At 60.9% G+C, this 25,769-nt stretch carries 24 protein-coding genes; 16 read left to right on the top strand and 8 right to left on the bottom strand.

Annotated elements, in window-relative coordinates; translation table 11 throughout:
- Positions 1-53: 53 nt before the first annotated feature.
- Entirely contained in the window at positions 54-806 is a 753-nt protein-coding gene (locus tag ODQ19_RS02605) for a DUF2059 domain-containing protein (RefSeq protein WP_003195224.1), read from the bottom strand.
- A gap of 131 nt (positions 807-937) precedes the next feature.
- Between ODQ19_RS02605 and ODQ19_RS02600 the strand changes: the two genes are divergently transcribed.
- Positions 938-1,570 carry a 2OG-Fe(II) oxygenase gene (locus ODQ19_RS02600; RefSeq protein WP_003195222.1) on the top strand — a complete coding sequence of 211 codons (633 nt, stop codon included), beginning with the start codon at positions 938-940 and terminating at the stop codon, positions 1,568-1,570.
- A gap of 2 nt (positions 1,571-1,572) precedes the next feature.
- Positions 1,573-2,055 (top strand): DUF523 domain-containing protein, encoded by a 483-nt coding sequence (locus ODQ19_RS02595; RefSeq protein WP_330209272.1) that lies wholly within the window; start codon positions 1,573-1,575, stop codon positions 2,053-2,055.
- 108 nt (positions 2,056-2,163) lie between these two features.
- On the opposite strand, the gene ODQ19_RS02590 is transcribed toward ODQ19_RS02595, so the two are convergent.
- Positions 2,164-2,637, bottom strand: coding sequence for a transporter substrate-binding domain-containing protein (locus ODQ19_RS02590; protein ID WP_330209271.1), 474 nt, complete (start codon positions 2,635-2,637; stop codon positions 2,164-2,166).
- A 134-nt stretch (positions 2,638-2,771) separates the two neighbouring features.
- Here ODQ19_RS02590 and ODQ19_RS02585 point away from each other — a divergent pair, with 134 nt between their 5' ends.
- Positions 2,772-3,212 carry a DUF4399 domain-containing protein gene (locus ODQ19_RS02585; RefSeq protein ID WP_116666658.1) on the top strand — a complete coding sequence of 147 codons (441 nt, stop codon included), beginning with the start codon at positions 2,772-2,774 and terminating at the stop codon, positions 3,210-3,212.
- Positions 3,213-3,349: 137 nt separating this feature from the next.
- Here ODQ19_RS02585 and serA read toward each other — a convergent pair whose 3' ends face one another.
- Positions 3,350-4,579 carry a phosphoglycerate dehydrogenase gene (serA, locus tag ODQ19_RS02580; protein WP_003195214.1) on the bottom strand — a complete coding sequence of 410 codons (1,230 nt, stop codon included), beginning with the start codon at positions 4,577-4,579 and terminating at the stop codon, positions 3,350-3,352.
- A gap of 205 nt (positions 4,580-4,784) precedes the next feature.
- Here serA and ODQ19_RS02575 point away from each other — a divergent pair, with 205 nt between their 5' ends.
- The 4 genes from ODQ19_RS02575 (at position 4,785) to ODQ19_RS02560 (ending at position 9,068) form a co-directional block, all read left to right on the top strand.
- On the top strand, positions 4,785-6,179 hold the full coding sequence (locus ODQ19_RS02575) for an FAD-binding oxidoreductase (RefSeq protein WP_005792341.1): 1,395 nt from the start codon (positions 4,785-4,787) through the stop codon (positions 6,177-6,179).
- Positions 6,180-6,201: 22 nt separating this feature from the next.
- Entirely contained in the window at positions 6,202-6,867 is a 666-nt protein-coding gene (locus ODQ19_RS02570; protein ID WP_034128983.1) for a fumarylacetoacetate hydrolase family protein, read from the top strand.
- Between the two features lie 247 nt (positions 6,868-7,114).
- Positions 7,115-8,038, top strand: coding sequence for an SdiA-regulated domain-containing protein (locus ODQ19_RS02565; RefSeq protein ID WP_330209270.1), 924 nt, complete (start codon positions 7,115-7,117; stop codon positions 8,036-8,038).
- A gap of 121 nt (positions 8,039-8,159) precedes the next feature.
- Positions 8,160-9,068, top strand: coding sequence for an SdiA-regulated domain-containing protein (locus ODQ19_RS02560; protein ID WP_330209269.1), 909 nt, complete (start codon positions 8,160-8,162; stop codon positions 9,066-9,068).
- Here the strand turns inward: ODQ19_RS02560 and ODQ19_RS02555 are convergent, their stop codons facing one another.
- Positions 9,069-11,015, bottom strand: coding sequence for an autotransporter domain-containing protein (locus ODQ19_RS02555; protein ID WP_330209268.1), 1,947 nt, complete (start codon positions 11,013-11,015; stop codon positions 9,069-9,071).
- Between the two features lie 346 nt (positions 11,016-11,361).
- Complete coding sequence (gene rpiA, locus ODQ19_RS02550; protein WP_330209267.1) at positions 11,362-12,033, bottom strand: ribose-5-phosphate isomerase RpiA; 672 nt, start codon at positions 12,031-12,033, stop codon at positions 11,362-11,364.
- A 138-nt stretch (positions 12,034-12,171) separates the two neighbouring features.
- On the opposite strand from rpiA, the gene ilvA reads away from it, so the two are divergent.
- Positions 12,172-13,686: a threonine ammonia-lyase, biosynthetic gene (gene ilvA, locus ODQ19_RS02545; protein ID WP_003195199.1), complete on the top strand. Its 1,515-nt coding sequence runs from the start codon at positions 12,172-12,174 to the stop codon at positions 13,684-13,686.
- A 40-nt stretch (positions 13,687-13,726) separates the two neighbouring features.
- Complete coding sequence (locus tag ODQ19_RS02540; protein WP_014720366.1) at positions 13,727-14,140, top strand: DUF2269 family protein; 414 nt, start codon at positions 13,727-13,729, stop codon at positions 14,138-14,140.
- Positions 14,141-14,253: 113 nt separating this feature from the next.
- On the opposite strand, the gene ODQ19_RS02535 is transcribed toward ODQ19_RS02540, so the two are convergent.
- Positions 14,254-14,910, bottom strand: a complete 657-nt coding sequence (locus ODQ19_RS02535; protein WP_330209266.1) for an HAD family hydrolase — start codon at positions 14,908-14,910, stop codon at positions 14,254-14,256.
- Positions 14,911-15,053: 143 nt separating this feature from the next.
- Here ODQ19_RS02535 and ODQ19_RS02530 point away from each other — a divergent pair, with 143 nt between their 5' ends.
- The gene (locus tag ODQ19_RS02530; RefSeq protein WP_003176750.1) at positions 15,054-15,533 is read left to right on the top strand and encodes an RNA pyrophosphohydrolase; all 480 of its coding nucleotides are present in this window, start codon (positions 15,054-15,056) and stop codon (positions 15,531-15,533) included.
- A 22-nt stretch (positions 15,534-15,555) separates the two neighbouring features.
- The gene (gene ptsP, locus ODQ19_RS02525) at positions 15,556-17,835 is read left to right on the top strand and encodes a phosphoenolpyruvate--protein phosphotransferase (RefSeq protein ID WP_330209265.1); all 2,280 of its coding nucleotides are present in this window, start codon (positions 15,556-15,558) and stop codon (positions 17,833-17,835) included.
- A 99-nt stretch (positions 17,836-17,934) separates the two neighbouring features.
- Here the strand turns inward: ptsP and ODQ19_RS02520 are convergent, their stop codons facing one another.
- Positions 17,935-18,681, bottom strand: a complete 747-nt coding sequence (locus ODQ19_RS02520) for an NRDE family protein (RefSeq protein WP_330209264.1) — start codon at positions 18,679-18,681, stop codon at positions 17,935-17,937.
- Between the two features lie 216 nt (positions 18,682-18,897).
- Here ODQ19_RS02520 and lgt point away from each other — a divergent pair, with 216 nt between their 5' ends.
- Positions 18,898-19,710, top strand: a complete 813-nt coding sequence (lgt, locus tag ODQ19_RS02515; protein WP_003195189.1) for a prolipoprotein diacylglyceryl transferase — start codon at positions 18,898-18,900, stop codon at positions 19,708-19,710.
- A 51-nt stretch (positions 19,711-19,761) separates the two neighbouring features.
- Positions 19,762-20,595 (top strand): thymidylate synthase, encoded by an 834-nt coding sequence (locus tag ODQ19_RS02510; protein ID WP_330209263.1) that lies wholly within the window; start codon positions 19,762-19,764, stop codon positions 20,593-20,595.
- A 130-nt stretch (positions 20,596-20,725) separates the two neighbouring features.
- Here ODQ19_RS02510 and cadR read toward each other — a convergent pair whose 3' ends face one another.
- Positions 20,726-21,166 carry a Cd(II)/Pb(II)-responsive transcriptional regulator gene (gene cadR, locus ODQ19_RS02505; protein WP_020301838.1) on the bottom strand — a complete coding sequence of 147 codons (441 nt, stop codon included), beginning with the start codon at positions 21,164-21,166 and terminating at the stop codon, positions 20,726-20,728.
- An 85-nt stretch (positions 21,167-21,251) separates the two neighbouring features.
- Between cadR and ODQ19_RS02500 the strand changes: the two genes are divergently transcribed.
- The 3 genes from ODQ19_RS02500 to ODQ19_RS02490 all read left to right on the top strand — a co-directional run bounded on the left by ODQ19_RS02500 (position 21,252) and on the right by ODQ19_RS02490 (position 25,769).
- Positions 21,252-23,588 (top strand): heavy metal translocating P-type ATPase, encoded by a 2,337-nt coding sequence (locus ODQ19_RS02500; protein WP_330209262.1) that lies wholly within the window; start codon positions 21,252-21,254, stop codon positions 23,586-23,588.
- 16 nt (positions 23,589-23,604) lie between these two features.
- On the top strand, positions 23,605-24,468 hold the full coding sequence (locus ODQ19_RS02495; RefSeq protein ID WP_330209261.1) for a LysR family transcriptional regulator: 864 nt from the start codon (positions 23,605-23,607) through the stop codon (positions 24,466-24,468).
- 236 nt (positions 24,469-24,704) lie between these two features.
- Positions 24,705-25,769 carry a putative 2-aminoethylphosphonate ABC transporter ATP-binding protein gene (locus ODQ19_RS02490; protein WP_003195180.1) on the top strand — a complete coding sequence of 355 codons (1,065 nt, stop codon included), beginning with the start codon at positions 24,705-24,707 and terminating at the stop codon, positions 25,767-25,769.

Here is a 25,769-nt window from a genome sequence, read left to right as displayed (position 1 = left end):
ATAGCGGTGTAACTGACAGATCGCAATCGCAGGCAAGCCAGCTCCCACAGGGTTTACTGCGTCAGGCTTGAGGTGCTTTGGCCGACAGCCAGCCCTGCGCGAATGGCCGCCAGGGCAGCCTGGTAATACGCCTTACCCTCCGGCGACTCGGCAAAGGTGGCGAACTCTTCCAGCTCAGGGTCGGACAAATCCCGATAGACATACAGCAAGGTATTGTTCAAATCCTTGTCGATCTGCTGCATCAACCGCTCGCGCTGCCCATTCAACATGCCTTGAGCCTGGCCACCGCCAAGCAAGCCAGGGATCATCTGGCTCAAGCTGTCGGCCGCTACACCCGCAATCGCCAGGCTGACCTCGGCACCGGCCTCGCGGGCGGGCAGGGCCTGGGCCAGGTGGCCGATGATCAGGCTGCGGGTGGCATCGGCTTCGAGTTTGGGCAGGCCCTGGGCGTTTTTTGCCAGTTGGTCGCGGCGCGTGGCCAGCAACTCGGCGGCGACGATCTTGCGGCCCAGGGGCGACTGGAAAAACGCCAGGGCAGGTTTCGGGTCGGGCAAGTGCTTGCGCAATTGCGCCTCGGCACGCTGGTCCATGGCCTGGGCGGCAAAGCGTTTATTGCTGTTGTCCACCAGCGCCTGGTACACCACCGGCGGCAGGCTATTGCGGTAGCGCTGCTGGGCGGCACTGAGGGCGTCATTGAAGTGCGCACGTTGTTCGGCCCAGCCGGCGACCTTGTACAACTGGTCATGGCCGTCTGCCCAGGCGGGCAAAACGCAGAACATCAACACAGAAAAAAACAAACGACGCATAAGGACTCCTGTCAGTCGGCCACTATTGTCCGTGTCGGGCGTAGGATTTGTCGAGAAGTCCTATCAGTCACCTGACTAAAGTGTATTCGGACGCTCAACGGCGCTGTCGGATTTTCAGGCGTATGGATACTATGCGCGCCATGCAAATACCCCTCGATCACCCGCTGCTGCAACGCATCGTCGACGACCTGGCCGAAAAAGGCTGGTCGCAGCAAAATGGCTTCCTGCCCCAGGCTCTGACCCTGGAGCTGGCGGCTGAGTGCCGTAAACGTGCGGCGCAAGGTGAACTGGCGCCCGCAGCGGTAGGGCGTGGGCCGGCCCAGGAGATTCGCGAAGGCATTCGCGGTGACCATATCCAGTGGCTGGAGGAGGGGGACGCGCCTATCTGCGACACCTACATGGGCGTGATGGACGGCCTGCGCCTGGCGATGAATCGCAGCCTGTTCCTGGGCCTGGAAGATTTCGAAAGCCACTTCGCGATGTACCCGCCTGGCGCGTTTTACCTCAAGCATGTAGACCGTTTTCGCGACGACGACCGGCGCATGGTCTCGGCGGTGATCTACTTGAACGACGCCTGGCTGCCCGAGCATGGCGGCCAACTGCGCATGTACCTCAAGGGCGGGGTCGAATACGACGTGGTGCCCACCGGGGGCTGCCTGGTGGTATTCCTGTCGGGCGAGGTGCCCCACGAAGTCCTGCCCGCTACGCGTGAACGCCTGTCCCTGACGGGCTGGTTTCGCCGGCGGGGTAACGAGCCGTTTTGAGCATGGAAAAGATTCTGGTCAGCCGCTGCCTGCTCGGGCACAAGGTGCGCTATGACGGCGGGGCCAGCGGCCCATTCGACCAACTGGCGGTGTGGCAAGCTGAAGGCCGCGTGGTTGCGATCTGCCCGGAAGTGGCGGGCGGCTTGCCCACACCGCGGCCGTCGGCCGAGATCCCCGGCGGGCAGGGCATCGACGTGTGGGAAGGCCGTGCCCAGGTACTGACCGCCGAGGGCGAAGACTTCAGCGGCGCCTTCCTCGACGGCGCCCGCCAAGCCTTGGCGTTGGTGCAACGCCACCACATCCGCATCGCCATTCTCAAGGCCAACAGCCCGTCCTGCGGCAACCTGTTGACCTATGACGGCACCTTCAGTGGGGTGAAGGTCAGTGGCGAAGGCGTCACCGCGGCGTTGCTCAAGCGCCATGGTGTGCAGGTGTTCAGTGAGTTGCAGTTGCCAGAGGCGGAGGTGGCCCTCACGCAGCTTTAAGAAGCTTAAACAGATCAAATGTGGGAGCTGGCTTGCCTGCGATAGCGGTCTGTCAGTTACACATAAGGTGCTGATACACCGCTATCGCAGGCAAGCCAGCTCCCACATTTACTGCGCTTCAAACCACTTTTTCGACAGCGCCTTCAACCGGCCATCGTCTTTCACCCGCTTCAATGCCCCGTTCAAACTGGTCTTGAACGCCGGGTTGCCCTTCTGGAACGGGATCGCCAATTCCGGCTTCTGGTGATAAGGCTCACTGAAATCGAAACGATCCTCAAGCTCGGCAGTCATAGCCATATGGTTAATGGCCACGTCGTACTTGCCGGTTTCCACACCGGAAAGCAGGTCCGCGTTATCGGTGGTGATAAACGAGGAGCGCACCTCCATTTCCTTGGCCAGCAGTTCACCCAGCTCCACTTCAAAGCCGGCGAGTTTGTCGCCCTCTTTGAAATTGTACGGCGGGGTGTTGGCTTCCAGTGCGATGCGCAGTTCACCGCGATCGTTGACGTCGTCAATCAGTTCGGCATGAGCCAAGGGGCTCAGAAGAGGAAGCAACAGCAACAGGCCAGGCGAAAAGCGCATGGTCACTCCTAAAGAATTCGTACAGGCGAGGCGCCGTTGAGCATCGTTTTGCTATGGTGTCGGGTGCCTTGGACCGCAATTTATCGCGAAGTTGTCATAACCCTACAGATTTCACCGAAAAACTGGAGAAGCGAATGAAAGCCCTTTTGTCCCGTGCAACGATTGCCAGCCTTTTGCTGGGTACCTCGATGTTGGCCAGCGCCGCAGACCTTCCTCGTACGCCTGCACCTGCAGGTGCCGAAGTGTTCATCGTCTCGCCGAAAGATGGCGCCACCGTTGATAAAACCTTCACCGTCAAATTCGGCGTCAAGAAGCTGGACCTGGAACCGATCGACAAGCAAGTGCCTAACGCCGGGCACCACCACCTGTTGGTAGACCAGAAGGTGGAGTCGCTCAACGCCAATGAGGCGATCCCGGCCACGCCTACCTCGATTCACTTCGGCAAAGCGCAGACCGAAACCGAGCTGACCCTGACGCCAGGCAAGCACACCCTGCAATTGGTGGCCGGCGACAACGTGCATCGCCAGTTCGAACCCACTGTTGCATCGAAAGTGATCACCGTTAACGTCAAATAAAAAAAACGGGAGCCCTTTGCGGGGCTCCCGTTTTTTATTTGTAGGAGCGAGCTTGCTCGCGAAAATCCCAAGGGCGCCGCGTTTAAACAGGTTAAACGCGTCATCGTTGACGTTCTTCGCGAGCAAGCTCGCGCCTACTAGAAAAGCACGCGGCTACGAATAGTGCCGTTGATGTGCTGCAGCTTCTCTTGCGCCAGGTCCGAGTACTCGGCGTCGACGTCGATCACCACGTAGCCGACCTTCTCGTTGGTCTGCAGGAACTGACCGGAGATGTTGATGCCGTTTTCCGCGAAGACCTTGTTGATCTCCATCATCACGCCAGGGATGTTCTGGTGGATGTGCAGCAGACGGTGCTTGCCCGGGTGAGCCGGCAGGGCCACTTCCGGGAAGTTGACCGACGATACCGAGGTACCGTTGTCGCTGTACTTGACCAGTTTTTCCGAGACTTCCAGGCCGATGTTGGCTTGGGCTTCAGCGGTGGAACCGCCGATGTGCGGGGTCAGGATCACGTTGTCCAGGCCACGTAGCGGGCTTTCGAAGATGTCATCGTTGGAGCGTGGCTCCACCGGGAACACGTCGATGGCAGCGCCGATCAGGTGCTTGTCCTTGATCGCGTCGGCCAGGGCATCCAGCTCGACCACGGTGCCGCGAGCGGCGTTGATCAGGATCCCGCCTTTCTTGATCGCGCGGATTTCCTTCTCACCGATCATCCACTGAGTCTCGGCCGTTTCCGGAACGTGCAGGGTGACGATGTCGGACATGCCCAGCAGCTCGGTCAGGCTGGCCACTTGGGTGGCGTTGCCCAACGGCAGCTTGGTCAGGGTGTCGTAGAAGAACACCTGCATGCCCAGGCCTTCAGCCAACACCGACAGTTGCGTGCCGATCGAGCCGTAGCCGACGATGCCCAGCTTCTTGCCGCGGATTTCGAAGGAGTTGGCCGCGCTCTTGATCCAGCCGCCACGGTGGCAGGAAGCGTTCTTCTCAGGGATACCGCGCAGCAGCAGGATGGCCTCGGCCAGCACCAGCTCCGCAACGGAACGGGTGTTGGAGTACGGTGCGTTGAACACCGCGATGCCGCGCTCGCGCGCTGCATTGAGGTCGACCTGGTTGGTGCCGATGCAGAAACAGCCGACAGCCACGAGTTTCTTGGCGTGGTCGAAGATCTCTTCGGTCAGCTGAGTGCGGGAGCGAATGCCGATAAAGTGCGCGTCGGCGATCTTTTCCTTGAGCTGGGCTTCCGGCAGAGAACTGGTGATGTACTCAATGCTGGTGTACCCGGCGGCTTTCAGAACGTCGACAGCCGATGGGTGGACGCCTTCCAGAAGAAGGAACTTGATCTTGCTCTTATCGAGAGAAGTCTTGCTCATCTGCGTAAACCTGTATCCCGGAGAAAATTGGCAGGGAGTCGAGCAGCGCAAGCTGACCCGGACGGCAGGAAAGCCGTCACCGCAGAAACGCCCTTTGGGTCTGTCCTGCGGGGGCGGTATGCTAGCATACGCACCCCGCTAAACACCTATTCCTGCGACGTGAAGCGTTCTCAGGATGACCATGAATTGTTCGAGAGTTCTGTCGATGACCCATCCTGCCCTGATTGATGAGCTAAAGACCCTGGTTGAGCCCGGCAAAGTGCTGACCGACGCCGACTCCCTGGAGGCTTACGGCAAGGATTGGACCAAGCACTTCGCACCCGCACCTAGCGCCATCGTGTTCCCCAAGACCACCGAGCAGGTACAGGCCATCGTGCGTTGGGCCAATGAGCACAAGGTGGCGCTGGTGCCATCGGGCGGGCGCACCGGTCTGTCGGCTGCTGCCGTTGCCGCCAATGGCGAAGTGGTGGTGTCGTTCGACTATATGAACCAGATCCTCGACGTGAACCTCACCGACCGCACCGCCGTGTGCCAGCCGGGTGTGGTCACCAAGCAACTGCAGAACGTCGCTGAAGAAAACGGCCTGTATTATCCGGTGGACTTCGCCTCGTCCGGTTCCAGCCAGATTGGCGGCAATATCGGCACCAATGCCGGCGGGATCAAAGTAATTCGCTACGGTATGACCCGCAACTGGGTGGCCGGCATGAAGGTCGTCACCGGCAAAGGCGATGTGCTGGAGCTGAACCGCGACCTGATCAAGAACGCCACCGGCTACGACATGCGCCAGCTGTTTATCGGCGCCGAGGGCACCCTGGGCTTTGTGGTCGAAGCCACCATGCGCCTGGACCGTGCGCCAAAGAACCTCACGGCAATGGTGCTCGGCACGACTGATTTCGACTCGATCATGCCGGTGCTGCATGCCTTCCAGAGCAAGCTGGACCTGACCGCCTTCGAATTCTTCTCCGACAAGGCCCTGGCCAAAGTCCTTGGTCGTGGCGACGTGCCGGCGCCGTTCGAAACCGAGTGCCCGTTCTACGCTCTGCTGGAATTCGAAGCCACCACCGAAGAAGTCGCCAACCACGCCCTGGAAACGTTCGAACATTGCGTGGAGCAGGGCTGGGTGCTGGATGGCGTGATGAGCCAGAGCGAAACCCAGCTGCACAACCTGTGGAAACTGCGCGAGTACATCTCCGAAACCATTTCCCACTGGACGCCGTACAAGAACGACATCTCGGTGACCGTCTCGAAAGTGCCGGCGTTCCTGAGCGAAATTGACGCGATTGTCGGCGAACACTACCCGGACTTCGAAATTGTCTGGTTCGGCCATATCGGTGACGGCAACCTGCACCTGAACATCCTCAAGCCGGAAAACCTGAGCAAAGACGAGTTCTTTGCCAAGTGCGCCACCGTGAACAAGTGGGTATTCGAGACCGTCGCCAAGTACAACGGCTCGATTTCCGCCGAGCACGGCGTGGGCATGACCAAGCGCGATTACCTGACGTACAGCCGTTCACCGGTTGAAATCGAATACATGAAGGCCGTCAAAGCGGTGTTCGACCCTAACGGGATCATGAACCCCGGCAAGATCTTCGCTGTTTAATCGCACCTGAAGGAGTCGTTCCATGAGCTACCAGCACAAGTATGTCGACGGCACCAACATCCACTTCCCGGTGGGTAAAGTGGTGTGCATCGGGCGTAACTACGCCGAACACGCCAAGGAACTGGACAACCCGGTGCCCACCGAGCCGTTACTGTTCATCAAGCCGGGCAGCTGCGTGGTGCCGTTGGAAGGCGGCTTTGCCATTCCGACCGAGCGTGGCTCGGTGCACTACGAAGCGGAAATCGCCGTGTTGATCGGCAAGCCTTTGTCCGCCAAGCCGAGCCGGGAAGAAGTGCTGGACGCCATCTCCGGCTTCGCCCCGGCCCTGGACCTGACCCTGCGCGACAAACAGGCCGAGCTCAAAGCCAAGGGCCTGCCGTGGGAAATCGCCAAGTCGTTCGATGGCGCGGCGGTGATTGCCCCCTTCGTGGTCAGCAGTACCTTTGCAGACGTGACCGATATCGGCATTCGCCTGAGCATCAACGGCGAAGTGCGCCAGGACGGCAACAGCGCGCAGATGCTCAACCCGATTGTGCCGATGATTCAGTACATGGCGGGCTGCTTTTCCCTGCAAGCGGGCGACGTGATCCTGACCGGCACCCCGGCAGGCGTTGGCCCGTTGAATGTGGGCGATGAAGTGGTGTTGGAGCTGGCGGGTGTGAACCGTTTCGAAAGCGTCGTGCGCTAAGTAGCAGGCAAACTACGATCAAACTGTGGGAGCGGGCTTGCTCGCGAATGCGCAGTGTCAGTCAATGCATCAACGACTGGACCACCGCATTCGCGAGCAAGCCCGCTCCCACATTGGATCTTCATTACATCCTGAATTCTCGCTTTTGCATTTTTTTCACACTCCATCCGGATAATTTCCTGCTCTTGCGCGCGGGTCCTTGAATCCTGTGCTATCCCCTACAGCTGACTTTCCGGAAAAGCGCTCAATGGTCGTACCTCTGCCCACTTCGAAAACCTCGCTCCGCTCCCGCTTGTCCATGCGCTGGTATTCCTGGGTATTTTTGGCCGGTGCCATTTTGTATGGCGTCGCCTGGGCCATGCACTGGGACGATCGCGGTCTGCTGTGGGTGCTGGAGCGTTTCGAAAGTTCTGCCGAACGCCGGGAAAGTGTGTGGCTGCCGGACTATCACGCGGTGATCGACGCCAAGTTGCTGCCCGGTATGGAGAAGGATGAGGCATCAGACCTGTCCTATAACCCGCAGACCAAAACCCTGTTTTCGGTGATGGGCAAGAACCCCTTCCTGGTCGAACTGAGCCTGCAAGGCGATGTATTGCGCAAAATGCCGCTCAACGGCTGGAACAACCCGGAAGGCCTGGCGGTGATGGAAAACGGCTTGATGGCGGTGGTCGATGAACGCGATCACAGCCTCACCGTGGTCAAGGTCGACGCCGGCACTACGGCGCTGAACAAGGCCGATTTCCCCAGCCATGACCTGGGCCCGTCCAAAGACCAGAACAAAGCCTTCGAAGCGGTCACCTGGGACAAGCGCAACCAGCAGCTGGTTCTGGGCGAAGAGCGCCCGCCGGCCTTGTTCACCTGGAAAAGCGATGGCAATACGCTGACCGGCGACAAGCAAAAACTGGCCAGCACCGAATTGGATGTGCGCAATCTCTCGGCGCTGTCCATCGACCCACGTACCGGGCATTTGCTGGTGCTGTCGGCCGATTCCCACCTGCTGCTGGAACTGGATGAAACGGGCGAGCAAGTCAGCTTCATGACCTTGCTTGGCGGCTTCAATGGCCTGAAAGACACGATCCCCCGTGCCGAAGGCGTGACCATGGACGAGAGCGGCAATCTGTACATGGTCAGTGAGCCAAACCTGTTCTATCGTTTTGAAAAGCAGAAATAACTGACGAATTACGTCAGACTTTTCTTTATAAACGGCATTCGCCAGACAGTCCGGTGCGTTTAAGTTTAAATTCAGGTGACCTTGATATCTATTCGCCAGTTTTTTCTCTGAGCCCGCCCCGATGCGCCGATTTGCCCGCCCCAAACCTGTTGTTTTCATCCTGCTGCTGCTCGCCCTGGTGGCTGCCGGGTTGGTGGCACAGCAGTTCCGTCTGTTCGAACGCGCCTGGTTCAACTGGCGGGTGTGGTACCAGCCTGCCGATGAGCGCGCCATTGGCCTGGCGGATTATCGCGTCACCCTCGAAGGCCAGGTGATCGAAGGGCTCGACGACGATGTCTCGGCCCTGACCTACGACCCCGTGCGCAAAAGCCTATTTACCGTCACCAATAAAAACGCCGAACTGGTCGAGTTGTCGCTGGAGGGCAAGATCCTGCGGCGTATTCCCCTGGTGGGCTTTGGCGATGCCGAAGCGGTGGAATTTATCAGCGACAACATCTACGTCATCAGTGATGAGCGCCAGCAGCGCTTGATCAAGGTGCATGTGGATGACGACACGAAGTTCCTCGACGCCGCCGATGCGGAGCAAATGACCCTGGGCGTGCACGTCGGCGGCAACAAGGGCTTTGAAGGGTTGGCCTACGACTCGGTGGGCAAGCGCCTGTTCGTGGCCAAGGAGCGCGACCCCATGCTGATCTACGAGGTGCATGGGTTTCCCCATTTCAAGCCGGAAAAAACCTATTCGGTGCATGTGATCAACAACCCCAAGCGCGATGCCGGGCTGTTTGTGCGCGACCTGTCGAGCCTGCAATACGACGAGCGCAGCGGCCATCTGTTGGCGCTGTCGGATGAGTCGTTCCTGGTCTTGGAGCTGGATATTGATGGTCGCCCTCTAAGCAGTCTGTCGTTGCTTAAAGGGCGCCATGGCCTGAGCAAGCGTGTGCCCCAGGCCGAAGGGATCGCCATGGATGACGACGGCACGCTGTACATGGTCAGCGAGCCGAACCTGTTTTACGTGTTCAAGAAACCCTGATCAGAACATCCATTGCACGCCCAGCGAATAACCGGTCTGGCTGCCTTCAGCATGCCCGAGGCGGCCATTGACCTCGGCAAACACGCCCAACTGTGGGGTGATCGCCAGTTGGCTGCCGAGTTGTGCGCGAGCAAAGCTCTTGTCCACTGAGCCCAGCCTGGCGGTGCGGGCCTGGCCATCGGCGCGTGCGGTGAGTTGCAGGTCGTCCAGGCGGCCGTCGGCCAATTCCTTGACCCAGGCGATGTCGCCGTAGGGCATCAGGTTCAGGCCATAGGGCAGGGCAACAGCGCCGCGCACGCGCCAGCCGAAGCTGGCTTCCAGGGAGTCGAAAGACTGCTCTTCGTACTCCAGGGCCGTACGCAGGTTCTGCTTTTCGCGGAACTTGTCGATGCGGTAATGGCTGTAGTCCAGGCCGGCGAACGGCCCGCTCTTGATCGCGCCAAACTCAAAGTCATAGCCACCCAGTACCCGTGCGCCCAACGCCAAGGCATCGGTGTCGCCCGTCAGTTGCTGGTTGAGCAGGATCGGCCCGCCATTGGCCTGGATGACCAGGTTGCGCTTGGAGTCGAAGCGCGTGTGGCCCACGCTCAGGTCACCGGCCAGCCAGCGTGGCCCGCCATCGTTGAGCAGCGCATAGACGGCTGCCTGCCAGGTGTCGCTGTCGAGCTTGCCGCGATGCTCCAGCTTGTCGCGCCCATTGAGGTAGCTGAGGCTGGCGCCGATATTCAGGCTTGAAGTCAGTTGGTAGTCGCCGAGGGCGTGCAGACCCAGGCGTCGGGCTTCGGGGTTGGGGGCCGTGTCGAAGCCGCTGTCCGGGTTGTATTCGCCATCCACGCCGATCTCGCCATCGAAGCTTGCGACCTCGCGGCTGGCCGCTTGCAGGGTCAGCCAACGGCGATCATGCAGGCGCACCAGGGCCTGATGCTGGCGCTGCAGGTTGTCTTGCATATTGCGCGCAACGGCACCGCCGGAAGCGGTCGAGGCCATCAGGTCGGCGTTGGTCAGTTCCAGCACCAGGCGGCTGAGCAGGCGTGAATAGTCACGCAGGCGCTGGTCGATGCGCGCCTGGCCGAATGCATCGGTCAGCACGGCTTTGTTGTCTTCGTTCGGATCGTGCCAGGTCGAGCCGCCGGGGATTTTCGGGTTGTCGGTCTGGGTGTAGCCGTCCAGGTCGCCCAGTTCCCAGTTGGTGGCCTCTATATAAAGGATCGGGATATTCAGCGGTTCGAACGCTTCACCATCGCTGCAGCAGCCGGTGCCCTTTGGGTACTGCGGGTCGAGGCCGGGGTTGCTGAACAACGGGATGTTCAACTCCTTGGCGATCTGGAAGGTGTGCTCACGCAAGGAGGCCAACGCCGGGTTGGCGGTGCTGTTCTGGCCGGCGTGGGCGTACATCATGTCGCCGGTGATCAGGCTGTCGAGGTTGATCATCGCGAGCATGTTGGCGCGCTGGCTGGTGTTGAGTGAGTCGACAAAGGCACGGGAGCCGCGCAGGCCTTCTTCTTCGGCGCCGAAGCCCACTACCTGCAGGCCATTTTCCAGTGACAGGCCGCCGAGGTTCTTCGCCACCTCGGTCAACACGCTGGCGCCGGAACCGTTGTCATCCAGGCCTTGCAGGGTCGGACGGCCGAAGTAGGTATCGAAATGCGCGCCAATCACCACGTACTGGGCCTTGGTGCCAGCGGCAGAGGCCACCACGTTTTGCGAAGCCCGGCTGCCGTTATTCCAGGTGAAGTCCTGGCGGCTGATGCTATAGGCCGTGCCCATCTGGCTCTGCATCCAGTCGGCTGCCCCGGCAAAATTTGCCGTGCCGCGATAACGGCCAGGGTAGTCGTTGATCAGTTTTTCCAGGGTGGTGTTGGCATGCTGGCCGTAATCGTAGGCCTGGGTATGCGTGGACAGCAGGGCACCGGCAACGCTGACGGCGAGGGCTAAGGGCTTTATCACAAGGTCTTCCTTGAGGTGAGGGGGACGTTCAAGCCCAGACCCTTTGCACAATGCGCGCCTCATTCCCTGGGCGGCTGCGAATTGGCGCATTGTTAAACGCGTGGGTCGCGTGGCTGTAATTTGTAACGGATTGGATACCAGGCGGGGCAGGGGATGCCGTGACAGAGCGCACGGTTTTGGCGAGGAGTGCTGCGAAAAGTAGCGTTTTTGTTACATCGCTTTAGAGCCGACGCCTGACAAATGTGGGAGCGGGCTTGCTCGCGAATGCGGTGTGTCAGTAACAAAAATAGTGACTGACACACCGCATTCGCGAGCAAGCCCGCTCCCACACTAGCCCGGTTTGCTCTTAAGCTTTGAGGGTTTTCACGCCTTCCGGGGTGCCCAGCAGCAATACATCCGCCGGGCGCGCCGCGAACAGGCCGTTGGTGACCACGCCCACAATGGCGTTGATCTGCGTCTCAAGCTCCACCGGGTTGGTGATCTGCATATTGAACACGTCGAGGATGATGTTGCCGTTGTCGGTCAACACACCTTCGCGGTACACCGGGTCGCCGCCCAGCTTCACCAGCTCGCGGGCCACGTGGCTGCGGGCCATGGGGATGACTTCTACCGGCAGTGGGAACGTGCCCAGCACGGGGACCAGCTTGCTCGCGTCGGCGATGCAAATGAAGGTCTTGGCCACGGCCGCGACAATCTTCTCGCGGGTGAGGGCCGCGCCGCCGCCTTTGATCAGGTTCAGGTGTTCGTCGCTTTCATCGGCGCCGTCGACGTAGAACTCCAGGTCGCTCACGGTGTTGAGTTCGTACACCGGAATGCCATGGCCCTTGAGGCGGGTAGCGGTGGCTTCGGAACTGGCGACGGCGCCGTCGAACGCGCCCTTGTGCTGGGCCAGTGCGTCGATAAAGCAGTTGGCGGTGGAACCGGTGCCGACACCGACGATGCTCTTGTCGTCGAGTTTAGGAAGGATTAAATCGACAGCGGCCTGGGCCACTGCCTGTTTGAGTTGATCCTGGGTCATGCGGGCTCCGGAACGGGCGGGGAATTAACGAGGGCGGCGAGTATAACCCAACAAAACCTCGGGATTCGTGTGGTCGCCCGGCCAAACGCTGGGTTAGACTCCTTGGCCCTGCCCAACCCGTGAAGTAGATGCCTGCCGATGCTTGAACACTACGTCAAAAAAATCCTCACCTCGCGCGTTTACGACATCGCCGTGGAAACCCCCTTGCAGACTGCCCGCCAGCTCTCCGAGCGGCTGGGTAACAAGATTTGGCTCAAGCGCGAAGACTTGCAGCCGGTGTTCTCGTTCAAGATTCGCGGCGCCTACAACAAGCTGACCCAGCTCAGTGCCGAAGAACGTGCACGCGGCGTCGTCACCGCGTCGGCCGGCAACCATGCCCAGGGCCTGGCCCTGGCGGCCAAGGTGCTGGGGGTGAAAGCCACCATCGTGATGCCCAAGACCACCCCGGAGATCAAGGTCGAAGGCGTGCGCTCCCGTGGCGGCAAAGTGGTGTTGCACGGTGATTCCTTCCCGGAAGCCCTGGCCTACTCGCTCAAGCTGGTCGACGAAAAAGGCTACGTGTACATCCACCCTTACGATGATCCGCACACCATTGCCGGGCAGGGCACCGTGGCGATGGAGATCCTGCGCCAGCACCCAGGGCCTTTGGACGCGATTTTCGTACCGGTGGGCGGCGGCGGGCTGATCGCCGGGATTGCGGCGTATGTGAAATACCTGCGCCCGGAGATCAAGATCATCGGCGTGGAACCGGACGATTCCAACTGCCTGCAAGCCGCCATGGCGGCGGGCGAGCGTGTGGTATTGCCGACTGTGGGGATCTTCGCCGACGGCGTGGCGGTGGCGCAGATCGGCCAGCATACCTTCGACATCTGCAAAGACTATGTGGATGAAGTGATCACCGTCAGCACCGATGAAATCTGTGCGGCGATCAAGGACATCTACGATGACACCCGCTCCATCACCGAACCGGCCGGTGCGCTGGGTGTGGCCGGGATCAAAAAGTACGTCGAGACCCGTGGCGTCAGCGGCCAGAGCTTTGTCGCCATCGACTCGGGTGCTAACGTCAACTTCGACCGTTTGCGCCATGTGGCCGAGCGCGCCGAGTTGGGTGAAGGTCGTGAGGCCATCATCGCTGTGACCATCCCCGAGCGACCGGGCAGCTTCAAGGCCTTCTGCGAGGCGGTGGGCAAGCGCCAGATCACCGAATTCAATTACCGCTACCACTCCGGCAGCGAAGCGCACATTTTCGTCGGCGTGCAAACCCACCCGGAAAACGACCCGCGCAGCGCGTTGGTGGCCAGCCTGACCAGCCAGGGTTTCCCGGTGCTGGACCTCACCGAGAACGAACTGGCCAAGTTGCACATTCGCCATATGGTTGGCGGGCATGCGGCCAAAGTCAGCGACGAACTGGTGTTTCGTTTCGAGTTTCCGGAGCGGCCGGGGGCGTTGTTCAACTTCCTCCACAAGCTCGGCGGGCGCTGGAACATCTCAATGTTCCACTACCGCAACCACGGCGCGGCTGACGGCCGAGTGGTGGCGGGCTTGCAAGTGCCGGCAGACGAGCGCCACCTGGTGCCCGCGGCCTTGGCGCAAATCGGTTACCCCTACTGGGATGAAAGCGAAAACCCGGCTTACCAGCTGTTCCTCGGTTGAGCGACTACGCTGACTGAGCGGCCTATAAGGAATAGAGACCATGGAAACGCTGACCACCCTCAAGGTGATCCACATCACCGCCACCGTATTGCTGCTGCTCAGCGGCCTCGGCCTGGCTGTATTGGCGTGGCGTAAACGTAGCGCCGGCCCGGCCGCGACCGTGCAACGCCCCTGGGCATTTGTATGGCTGCTGATGGGCATTTGCCTGGTGAGCATGCCGTTCACCGGCTGGTGGCTGGTGCACCTGCTCGGCTGGCCATTGGGGCAAACCTGGATTTTGGGCTCCAGCATCCTCTACACCGTGGCGGCGCTGGCCTGGTTCTGGCTGGTGGCGCGGCTCAATCGGCTGCGCAAGGGCGAGGGCGGGAGCCTGAATTTCACCCTGGTGCTGGCGGTGGTCAGCCTGGTGGGGTTTGTGGCGATTGCAGGGCTTATGGGCGCCAAGCCGGTTTAAGGCTTGAAACCGCGTTGGCTTCATTCGCGAGCAAGCCCGCTCCCACATTTTGACCCTGTTCTTATGTTGGAATTCGGTCAAGTGTGGGAGCGGGCTTGCTCGCGAAGGCATTATCAGCTGCGCAGTGTAATCACCGGCCAGCCACGTTTTTCAGCCTCAGCGCGCAAATGCGGGTCCGGATCCACCGCCACCGGGTGCGTCACCTGCTCCAGCAACGGCAAATCATTCATCGAATCGCTGTAGAAGTAGCTGTCTTCCAGGCTGTGCCCGGTTTCTTCCAACCAACGGTTCAATCGTGTCACCTTGCCCTCGCGAAAGCACGGCACGTCGGTGCTGCGCCCGGTGTAGCGGCCATCCACCATTTCGCATTCGGTGGCGATCAAGGTCTCGACGCCCAGGCGTTCGGCAATCGGCGCGGTGACGAAGCGGTTGGTAGCGGTGATGATCACCAGCTTGTCACCGGCGGCGCGGTGCTTGGCCAGCAGTTCAACGGCCTTGGGGAGCATGATGGGCTCGATGCAGTCGCGCATGTAGTCGTTGTGCCACGCGTCCAGCTGGGCCATCTCGGTGCGGCCGAGGATTTCCAGGCAGAAGTTCAAGTAGGCGGCGTTATCCAGCCGGCCAGCCAGGTAGTCCTGGTAGAACTCGTCGTTACGGGCCTTGTAGGCCACAGCGTCGAGAATCCCGCGTTCACACAGGTAATCGCCCCAGGCGTGATCGCTGTCACCGCCCAGAAGGGTATTGTCCAAGTCGAATAAAGCCAGGCGCATTGCAGTTACTCGCTGAAAAGTCTGTAAAAAGGCGCCCAGAATACGGTCTTTTCACAAGAGTGCACATAAGGTAAGAAGCCTCGTTGCCGCTGGAACAACCTTTGTGGAACAATGCGGCGACATGCGTTTGCGAGGTTGTTGCCGTGATCGACCCCGATGGTTTCCGTCCTAATGTCGGCATTATTCTGACGAATGATGCCGGACAGGTGCTATGGGCTCGCCGAATCAACCAAGATGCCTGGCAGTTTCCTCAAGGTGGAATCAACCCCGACGAAACCCCTGAAGACGCCTTGTACCGTGAGTTGAACGAAGAAGTCGGCCTTGAGCGCGAAGATGTGCAAATTCTGGCCTGTACTCGTGGCTGGTTGCGCTATCGTTTGCCGCAACGCCTGGTGCGTACCCACAGCCAACCGCTGTGCATCGGCCAGAAGCAGAAATGGTTTCTTTTGCGCCTGATCTCCAACGAGCAGCGGGTGCGGATGGATTTGACCGGTAAACCGGAGTTCGATGGCTGGCGCTGGGTCAGCTATTGGTACCCGTTGGGCCAGGTGGTGACATTCAAGCGCGAGGTTTATCGTCGCGCTCTCAAAGAGCTTGCCCCGCGCCTTTTAGCGCGCGACTGACGACGGAGTTCGACCCCGAGCCATGCTCAATACGCTGCGCAAGATCGTCCAGGAAGTTAACTCCGCCAAGGATCTCAAGGCGGCGTTGGGGATTATTGTGTTGCGCGTCAAGGAAGCCATGGGCAGCCAGGTCTGCTCGGTTTACCTGCTGGACCCCGAGACCAACCGTTTTGTGCTGATGGCCACGGAGGGCTTGAACAAGCGCTCCATCGGCAAGGTCAGCATGGCGCCCAATGAAGGTCTGGTGGGCCTGGTGGGGACGCGTGAAGAACCCCTTAACCTCGAGAACGCGGCCGATCACCCGCGTTATCGCTACTTTGCCGAAACCGGTGAAGAGCGCTACGCCTCGTTCCTTGGCGCACCGATCATTCACCACCGCCGCGTTGTCGGCGTGTTGGTCATCCAGCAAAAAGAGCGTCGCCAGTTCGACGAAGGCGAAGAAGCCTTCCTGGTGACCATGAGCGCGCAACTGGCCGGGGTTATCGCCCATGCCGAAGCCACTGGCTCGATTCGCGGCCTGGGGCGCCAGGGCAAGGGTATCCAGGAAGCCAAGTTCGTCGGCGTACCGGGTTCGCCGGGCGCCGCGGTGGGTACTGCGGTGGTCATGCTGCCGCCAGCCGACCTCGATGTGGTGCCGGACAAGACCGTCCACGACATCGACGCCGAAATCAAACTGTTCAAGACCGCCCTCGAAGGCGTGCGCGCCGACATGCGCAACCTGTCGACCAAGCTGGCCACCCAACTGCGCCCCGAAGAGCGTGCGCTGTTTGACGTGTACCAGATGATGCTCGACGACGCGTCCCTGGGTAACGAAGTCAAGACCGTGATCAAGACCGGCCAGTGGGCCCAGGGCGCGTTGCGCCAGGTGGTCACCGATCACGTCAACCGTTTCGAAATGATGGACGACGCCTACCTGCGCGAGCGCGCATCGGATGTGCGCGACCTGGGGCGCCGTCTGTTGGCGTACCTGCAGGAAGACCGCAGCACCAACATGGTCTTCCCCGATAACACCATCCTGGTCAGCGAAGAGTTGACCGCCACCCAGCTTGGCGAAGTGCCTGAAGGCAAGCTGGTGGGCCTGGTTTCGGTATTGGGTTCGGGTAACTCCCACGTGGCGATCCTGGCCCGGGCCATGGGTATCCCGACGGTGATGGGCCTGGTGGACCTGCCGTATTCCAAGGTCGATGGCATCGACATGATCGTCGACGGGCATCGCGGCGAGGTGTTCACCAACCCCAGCGACGTGCTGCGCAAGCAATACGCCGAGGTGGTGGAAGAAGAGAAGCAACTGGCCCAGGGCCTGGATTCGCTACGCGAGCTGCCGTGTGTCACTCCCGACGGCCACCGCGTACCGCTGCTGGTCAATACCGGCCTGCTGGCGGATGTAGCCCGTGCGCAACAACGCGGCGCCGAAGGGGTGGGGCTGTACCGCACCGAAGTGCCGTTCATGATCAACCAGCGTTTCCCGAGCGAGAAGGAGCAGCTGGCGATTTATCGCGAGCAACTGCAAGCCTTCCACCCGTTACCGGTGACGATGCGCAGCCTGGACATTGGCGGCGACAAGTCACTGTCCTATTTCCCGATCAAGGAAGACAACCCCTTCCTTGGCTGGCGCGGTATTCGCGTTACCCTCGACCATCCCGAAATCTTCCTCGTCCAGACCCGCGCCATGCTCAAGGCCAGCGAGGGCTTGAACAACCTGCGTATCCTGCTGCCGATGATCTCTGGCACCCATGAACTGGAAGAAGCCCTGCACCTGATCCACCGCGCCTGGGGCGAAGTGCGCGACGAAGGCGCCGATGTGCCGATGCCGCCGATTGGCGTGATGATCGAAATCCCGGCGGCGGTGTACCAGGCCAAGGAACTAGCGCGGCAGGTAGACTTCCTGTCGGTGGGCTCCAACGACCTGACCCAGTACCTGCTGGCCGTGGACCGTAACAACCCACGGGTGGCCGACCTCTACGACTACCTGCACCCGGCGGTGCTACAAGCGCTGCAACACGTGGTGCGCGACGCCCATGCCGAAGGCAAGCCGGTGAGTATCTGCGGCGAAATGGCCGGCGACCCGGCCGCGGCGGTGCTGCTGATGGCGATGGGCTTTGACAGCCTGTCGATGAACGCCACCAACTTGCCGAAAGTGAAGTGGATGCTGCGCCAGGTGGAATTGAGCAGGGCCAAGGATTTGCTCGCCGAGTTGATGACTATCGATAACCCGCAAGTTATCCACAGCTCGCTGCAATTGGCGCTGAAAAACCTGGGGTTGACCCGGATGATCAGCCCGGCCTCGGCCAAAACCCTCTAAACCGAGGCGCCTTCATCGCAGGCAAGCCAGCTCCCACCTGTGGAATGCATTCCAAATGTGGGAGCTGGCTTGCCTGCGATGACGCCAGTCCAAGCGCCGTCAGATTTCCAGTTCAACCTCACCCAGCCGCCCACCGTGCGGGCCAAAACTACGCTCCAGTATCCTGCGCGTCCCATCGGCATTCACAATCAGCGCCGTGCTCGCCCGTGTCCCATAACTGGGGCTGGCGATAAACACGCTCGACAGCAGGCTTTCGGTCGCCAGGCCTACGCCGGTGTCCGGCAGTTCAGCGAACGGGGCGGTCTGTGGGTCGCTGAGAATTCCCAGCAGTGCCTCAGGCTCGGGGTTTTCCAGCACTGCGCTGAACGCCGCCTTGGTTTTCACCAACTTCGGCCAGGGCGTATCCAGCCCGGCATTGGATAACCCGTACACCCCAGCTTTCAACCGCGTCGGTTCGGTGTCGTTGGCGTTGTAGTGCCACAGCTCATCCCGCGTGCCCACCAGCAGGTTGAACCCGGCATATTCAATCGAGCGTCCATTCACATCGGCTAAATAGTCCTCAATCGGCAGCGAACCACTGAGAAACCGCGCGACCAGCTCGCCACGAGACCTGCGCGCCGGTGGCTGGTGCGGGTCGCGGATGTTGGTCAGGGCGGCAAAGCGGCCATCGGCATTCACCCCAAGCCACGTACCTCCCGCTTCCTGATCGCGACCGGCATAGACCTGGGGCGCATCCGCCCACTGGGCCAGCGGCAGGCTGGGGCGGGCGTAGAACTCATCGCGGTTCGCCGCGACGATCAACGGCTGGGCATGGCCCGGTCGCCAGGCGAAAACAATCAGGCACATCGGGTGACCCCTTTTGTGTTTTTGCCACTCTACCCACAGACGCGCCGGTGTTCCATCGTCTCGAAGTTGGGCCGCGCACCTCTGATCCGTTAACATGCCGGGCTGTTTGGTGTGTATGTGAACTTCTTAATTTGATCTCGCAGCTGTAACGCAGGCTTAATCGCACATCGGCATGGTCCGGTGCGTCATGACTAAATGTTTTAACGAGGAGTCGCAATGCTGCCTTACCCGCAGATCGACCCGGTGGCCCTGGCCATCGGTCCGCTGAAAATCCATTGGTACGGGTTGATGTACCTGATCGGCATCGGCGGTGCCTGGCTGCTGGCTTCCCGGCGCCTGAACCGTTTCGACCCGACCTGGACCAAGGAGAAGCTCTCCGACATGGTGTTCTGGATGTCGATGGGCGTGATCGTCGGCGGGCGCCTGGGGTATGTGCTGTTCTACGACCTGTCTGCGTATCTCGCCAACCCGACCCTGATCTTCGAAGTATGGAAGGGCGGCATGGCGTTCCACGGCGGGTTTATCGGCGTGATGATCGCCGCCTGGTGGTTTGGCCGGCGCAATGGCAAGTCGTTCTTCCAACTGATGGACTTCGTCGCCCCCTTCGTGCCGATCGGCCTGGGCGCCGGGCGCATTGGTAACTTTATCAACGCCGAGCTGTGGGGCAAGCCGACCGACGTACCGTGGGCGATGGTGTTCCCGCCGTTCAGCGACCCGGCGCAACTGCCGCGCCACCCGTCGCAGCTGTACCAGTTCGCGTTGGAAGGTGTGGCGCTGTTCCTTATTCTGTATATCTTCTCGCGCAAGCCACGCCCAACCATGGCCGTGTCGGGCATGTTCGCGCTGTTCTACGGGATTTTCCGCTTTATCGTCGAATTCGTACGGGTACCGGATGCGCAGTTGGGCTACCTGGCATGGGGCTGGCTGACCATGGGTCAGGTGCTTAGCCTGCCGATGATCCTGGCGGGCCTGGGCATGCTGTGGTGGGCGTACAATCGCCCGCAGCCGCTGAAGAACGCCGCGCTTTAAATTCGAATGCCAAGACCAGGAGGTCTTGGCTTCAACGATACGGGTAAAAACATGAAGCAATATCTCGAACTGCTGCAGGACGTCGTGACCAATGGCCTGACCAAGGGCGACCGCACGGGCACCGGCACCAAGGCTGTGTTTGCGCGTCAGTATCGGCATAACCTGGCCGACGGCTTCCCGCTGCTGACCACCAAGCAGCTGCACTTCAAAAGCATCGCCAACGAACTGATCTGGATGTTGAGCGGCAACACCAACATCAAGTGGCTCAACGAAAATGGCGTGAAGATTTGGGATGAGTGGGCCACCGAAGACGGCGACCTGGGCCCGGTCTACGGCGAGCAGTGGACCGCCTGGCCGACCAAGGACGGCGGCACGATCAACCAGATCGACTACATGGTGCACACGCTCAAGACCAACCCCAACAGCCGGCGCATCCTGTTCCACGGCTGGAACGTCGAATACCTGCCGGACGAAACCCAGAGCCCGCAGGAGAACGCGCGTAACGGCAAGCAAGCTCTGCCGCCCTGCCATTTGCTGTACCAGGCGTTCGTGCATGACGGCCATCTGTCGATGCAGTTGTATATCCGCAGCTCCGACGTGTTCCTGGGCCTGCCGTACAACACTGCCGCGCTGGCGTTGTTGACCCACATGCTGGCCCAGCAGTGCGACCTGATCCCTCACGAGATCATCGTCACCACGGGCGACACCCACGCCTACAGCAACCACATGGAACAGATCCAGACCCAGTTGGCGCGTACGCCGAAAAAACTGCCGGAACTGGTGATCAAGCGTAAGCCTGCGTCGATCTACGACTATAAGTTCGAAGACTTCGAAATCGTGGGTTACGACGCTGACCCAAGCATCAAGGCCGACGTGGCTATCTAAAGCCTGTTGCAGTAAGAAACTGTGGGAGCTGGCTTGCCCGCGATGGCGGAGTGTCAGGCGACATCAATGTCGCTGGTCCATCGCTATCGCAGGCAAGCCAGCTCCCACATGGGTTTGGTGTTCACCTAAGTTAATGGCCGTGGCTTCTGCCCACATGCGAAGGCTCGGCCTCGCTGGCCGCAATCGCGCCGCTGACTTCCAACTGCTGCAAGATTCCGCACTGGTTACCACCGCCGCAACGTTGGCGCAGGTCCAGCAGTTGTTCCTGCAAGGCCAACAATCCGTCGATCCGCGCTTTCACATGATGGATATGCTCGTCGATCAACGCATTCACGCTTTCGCACTGGTCCTGGGGGCTGTCGCGTAGCCCCAGCAGGCTGCGGATTTCTTCGAGGGTCATGTCCAGGCTGCGGCAGTTGCGGATAAAGGTCAGCCGCTCGGTGTGCGCCTGGGTGTACACGCGGTAGTTGCCGTCGGTGCGTGCCGGGGGCGGCAGCAGGTTTTCCTTCTCGTAATAACGGATGGTTTCCACCGGGCAATCGGTGAGTTTGGCCAGTTCGCCGATCTTCATCGCAGCAATCTCCAAATGGGTGCTTGACCCTATAGTGGCTACAGGGTCTTTACTTGGCAACAGGCACCTTTACGGACGCGACCTGATGAGCCACTCCATTCATACCCCGCACAAGCACGACCACAAGCATGATCACGATCACGATCACGATCACGATCACGATCACGATCACGATCATCACCACGGCCATGACCACGGCCATGATCATACACACGACCATGGGCCCGCCAAACTCACGCCTGTGGATAACCACGGCCATTCCGGCTCCTGCTGCTCCGGCGCTGCCGGGCCCGCCATCGTGACCTTGAGTGAAGCGCCCACCGCCGGCTCGCGCCTGAGCACCTTCCGCATCGAAGCCATGGACTGCCCTACCGAGCAGACGCTGATCCAGAACAAGCTGGGCAAGCTCGCTGGCGTGCAGCAACTGGAATTCAACCTGATCAACCGCATCCTCGGCGTCACCCATGACCTGCCGAACACGGCGCCGATCATTGAGGCAATCAAGTCCATCGGCATGCAGGCCGACCCTATCGAAGAAGGCAGCCCCGCCGCCGCGCCGCCCGCCAAGAAACATTGGTGGCCGTTGGCGGTGTCGGGCGTGGGTGCCCTGGGGGCCGAGGTGTTGCACTTCACCGGCGTGGCGCCCACCTGGGTAATCGCGCTGGTGGCGTTGGTGTCGATCCTCAGCGGCGGCCTTACCACCTACAAGAAGGGCTGGATTGCCCTGAAGAACTTCAACCTCAATATCAATGCCTTGATGAGCATCGCGGTGACGGGCGCGATCCTGATTGGCCAGTGGCCGGAAGCGGCGATGGTGATGTTCCTGTTCACCGTGGCCGAGTTGATTGAGGCCAAGTCCCTGGACCGGGCGCGCAACGCCATCAGCGGCCTGATGCAGATGACCCCGGAACAGGCCACGGTACGCCAGGCCGATGGTTCCTGGCTGGAACAAGAGGTCAAAAGCATTGATCTTGGCGCGATTGTCCGAGTAAAGCCCGGCGAGCGCATCGGCCTCGACGGTGAAGTCACGGCCGGCCAGTCCACCATCGACCAGGCACCGATCACCGGGGAAAGCCTGCCGATTGAGAAAACCGTGGGCGATAAAGTGTTTGCCGGCACCATCAACCAGGCCGGTTCCCTGGAGTACAAGGTCACCGCCGCGGCCAACAACTCCACGCTGGCGCGGATCATCCACGCCGTGGAACAGGCCCAAGGCGCACGCGCACCGACCCAGCGGTTTGTCGACAGTTTCTCCAAGGTCTACACCCCGGCCGTCTTCCTGTTTGCCCTCGGTGTGGCGGTGATTCCGCCGCTGTTCATGGCGGGCGTGTGGTTTGACTGGATCTACCGCGCCCTCGTGCTGCTGGTGGTGGCCTGCCCTTGTGCCTTGGTGATCTCCACCCCGGTGACCATTGTCAGCGGTCTGGCAGCGGCGGCGCGCAAAGGCATCCTGATCAAAGGCGGCGTGTACCTGGAGGGCGGCTACAAGCTCGACTACCTGGCCCTCGACAAGACCGGCACCATCACCCACGGCAAACCGGTGCAAACCGACTACCTGCCGCTGTTCCCGAACATCGAAGACAGCGCGCCGGCCCTGGCGGCCAGTTTGGCATCGCGCTCTGACCACCCGGTGTCCCTGGCGATTGCCAACGCGGCTGTGGATAAAAACCTGTCGACTCACGCTGTGGATAACTTCGAGGCCCTGGCCGGGCGCGGTGTGCGTGGTGATATCAACGGCCAGACCTATCACCTGGGTAACCACCGCCTGGTGGAAGACCTCGGCCTGTGTTCCGAGGCCTTGGAAGAGAAACTCTTCGCCCTGGAAAAACAAGGCAAGTCCGTGGTGTTGCTGTTGGACAAATCCGGCCCGCTGGCGCTGTTTGCCGTGGCCGACACGGTCAAGGAGAGCAGCCGCGAAGCCATTCAGCAGTTGCACGACCTGGGCATCAAGACCCTGATGCTCACTGGCGACAACACCCACACCGCCCAGGCCATTGCAGCCCAGGTCGGCATCGACCAGGCCCAGGGCGACCTGTTGCCCACCGACAAACTGCAAGCCATCGAAACCCTCTACGGCCAGGGCCATCGGGTGGGCATGGTCGGTGACGGTATCAACGACGCCCCGGCCCTGGCCCGTGCCGAGATCGGCTTTGCCATGGCCGCAGCGGGCACCGACACCGCCATCGAGACCGCCGACGTGGCGCTGATGGACGATGATTTGCGCAAGATTCCGGCTTTCATTCGGTTGTCGCGGCAAACGTCGAGTATCCTCAAGCAGAACATCGCCCTGGCGCTGGTGATCAAGGCGATCTTTCTGGCGGTCACGTTCATGGGCATGGCGACCATGTGGATGGCGGTCTTCGCCGACATGGGCGTGAGCCTGCTGGTGGTGTTCAATGGCCTGCGCCTGGTGCGCAAATAGCGGATGAGAGGGTGGTGTGCTGAGTGCTGAGTTAAAGGCGTTTTTCATGGTCGCCCGCCTGGGTAGCATTACCCAGGCGGCGAAGAAACTCGGCTTGAGCCAGCCCACGGTGACCACCCAGATTCGCAACCTGGAAAGCCACTACGGCGTCGAGTTGTTCTACCGTGGCGGCCGCCGCCTCACCGTCAGCGACGAAGGCGCGCGGCTGTTGCCGATGGTCAAGGCGCTGTTGCAGCAGGAAGCGGATATCGAGTTTTTCCTGCGCAACAACGGCCAGGTCCAGGGTGCGCTGAGGATTGCGGCGACGGCGCCATATTACATCCTCGATCTGGTCAAAGCCTTTCGCGAACGCCTGCCCCAGGTGGACGTGTCGGTGGAAATCGGCAACTCCCAGCAGGTGCTTGAGGCACTGGACGATTACCGCGTCGATGTCGCGGCCTCATCGCAATTGCTGGAAGACGCCCGTCTGATCCGCCGCGTGCTGGGCACGGACCCGCTGGTGCTGGCGGTGCACCGCAATCACCCCTTGGCCAAGCTCGATCACGTACCGTTGAGCGCGCTAGTCGGGCATACCTTGCTGATGCGTGAAGCGGGCTCCACCACCCGCAGGCTGACGGAAGAGATGTTGAAGAGCGCGGGCGTGGGGTATGGGCCGTTGTTGGAGATTGGCAGCCGTGAGTCGATTCGCGAGGCGGTACTGCGCAATATCGGCATCAGCATCATCGCCCGCCAGGAAGTGCCCCATGACCCGCAGTTGCGCGTGCTGACCATCGAGAATGCGCCGCAGATTCCGGAGTATCTGTATTGCCTCAAGGAGCGCAAAGGTGCGCGCTTGCCCGCGGCGTTCCTTGGCTTGGCTCAGGAAATGTCACCCCTCTGAACATGGATGGCGGCTTTTAAATGGCCATCGCAGGCAAGCCAGCTCCCACATTTTGATGTGTGAACCTATTCAAGTGTGGGAGCTGGCTTGCCTGCGATAGCGGACCATGAGTCACCCATCTCCTTGAGTCCTACACAAATCCACCAATACCACTATCACCTCCTTTTGCCTTTCTGCCACACCAGCTACGCATTGCCTCCCTAGCATGGCCTTCATCCGTTCGATGAGGTGCCACCATGCACACTGCCCTGACCCAACCCGGCGCACCGATGAAAGTGCGTGCAATCCAGAAACGCTTTGGCGCGTTCACCGCGCTGGACAACGTGTCCCTGGACGTCGCCGCCGGCGAGCTGGTGTGCCTGCTGGGCCCTTCTGGCTGCGGCAAGACCACACTGCTGCGCTGCATCGCCGGCCTGGAGCGCCAGGACAGCGGTGAGCTTTATCTGGGCGAGCGGGACGTGTCCCTGCTGCCACCTCAGGCGCGGGACTACGGCATCCTGTTCCAGTCCTATGCGTTGTTTCCCAACCTCAGCGTTGAAGCGAACATCGGCTACGGCCTCACCGGCAGCGGCCGCGATGAAGTGCGCAAGCGGGTCGCGCAGATGCTTGAGCTGGTGGGCCTGGTGGGTAGCGAAAAGAAGTACCCCGGCCAACTCTCCGGCGGCCAGCAACAACGCGTCGCACTGGCCCGCGCACTGGCGCCGGCGCCGTCGTTATTGCTGTTGGATGAGCCGATGTCGGCCCTTGATGCCCGCGTGCGCGAGCACCTGTGCACCGAGCTGCGCCAACTGCAGCGGCGCCTGGGCATCACCACCTTGATGGTGACCCACAATCAGGACGAAGCCATGTTGATGGCCGACCGCATTGCCGTGATGAACAACGGCAAGGTCGAGCAGTACGCCACGCCCCAGGAAATCTACGACCGCCCGGCCACGCCGTTCGTGGCGGAGTTTGTCGGCCAGGGCAACTGGTTGCCGTTCAGCCGTAACAGCGCCAGCCATGCCCAGGTGGGTGGGTTGAACATGCGCCTGGCTGAGGACGCGGGTGTCGCCCAGTCCGGCCGCTTGTTCTGCCGCCCGGAAGCCATTTGCGTCAACCCGCCGGTGCATGAAGAAAACCTGTTCCCGGCCAAGGTTCGCGAGATCACCTTTCTCGGCAACCGCTGCCGCATGAGCTTTGAGCTGGAACAATTGCCGGGCCATCCATTGTTGGCTGAACTGGCGCCGGAAGCGATGCCGCGCCTGGGCGCCCAGGACATCTGGGTGGCGTTGCCGCCGCGCAGCCTGCAGGTGTTTGCCTGA

It is taken from the genome of Pseudomonas sp. AM4(2022) (assembly GCF_036346515.1).
GTDB lineage: Bacteria > Pseudomonadota > Gammaproteobacteria > Pseudomonadales > Pseudomonadaceae > Aquipseudomonas > Aquipseudomonas paracarnis.
This window is presented reverse-complemented; position numbering and strand designations above follow the sequence as displayed.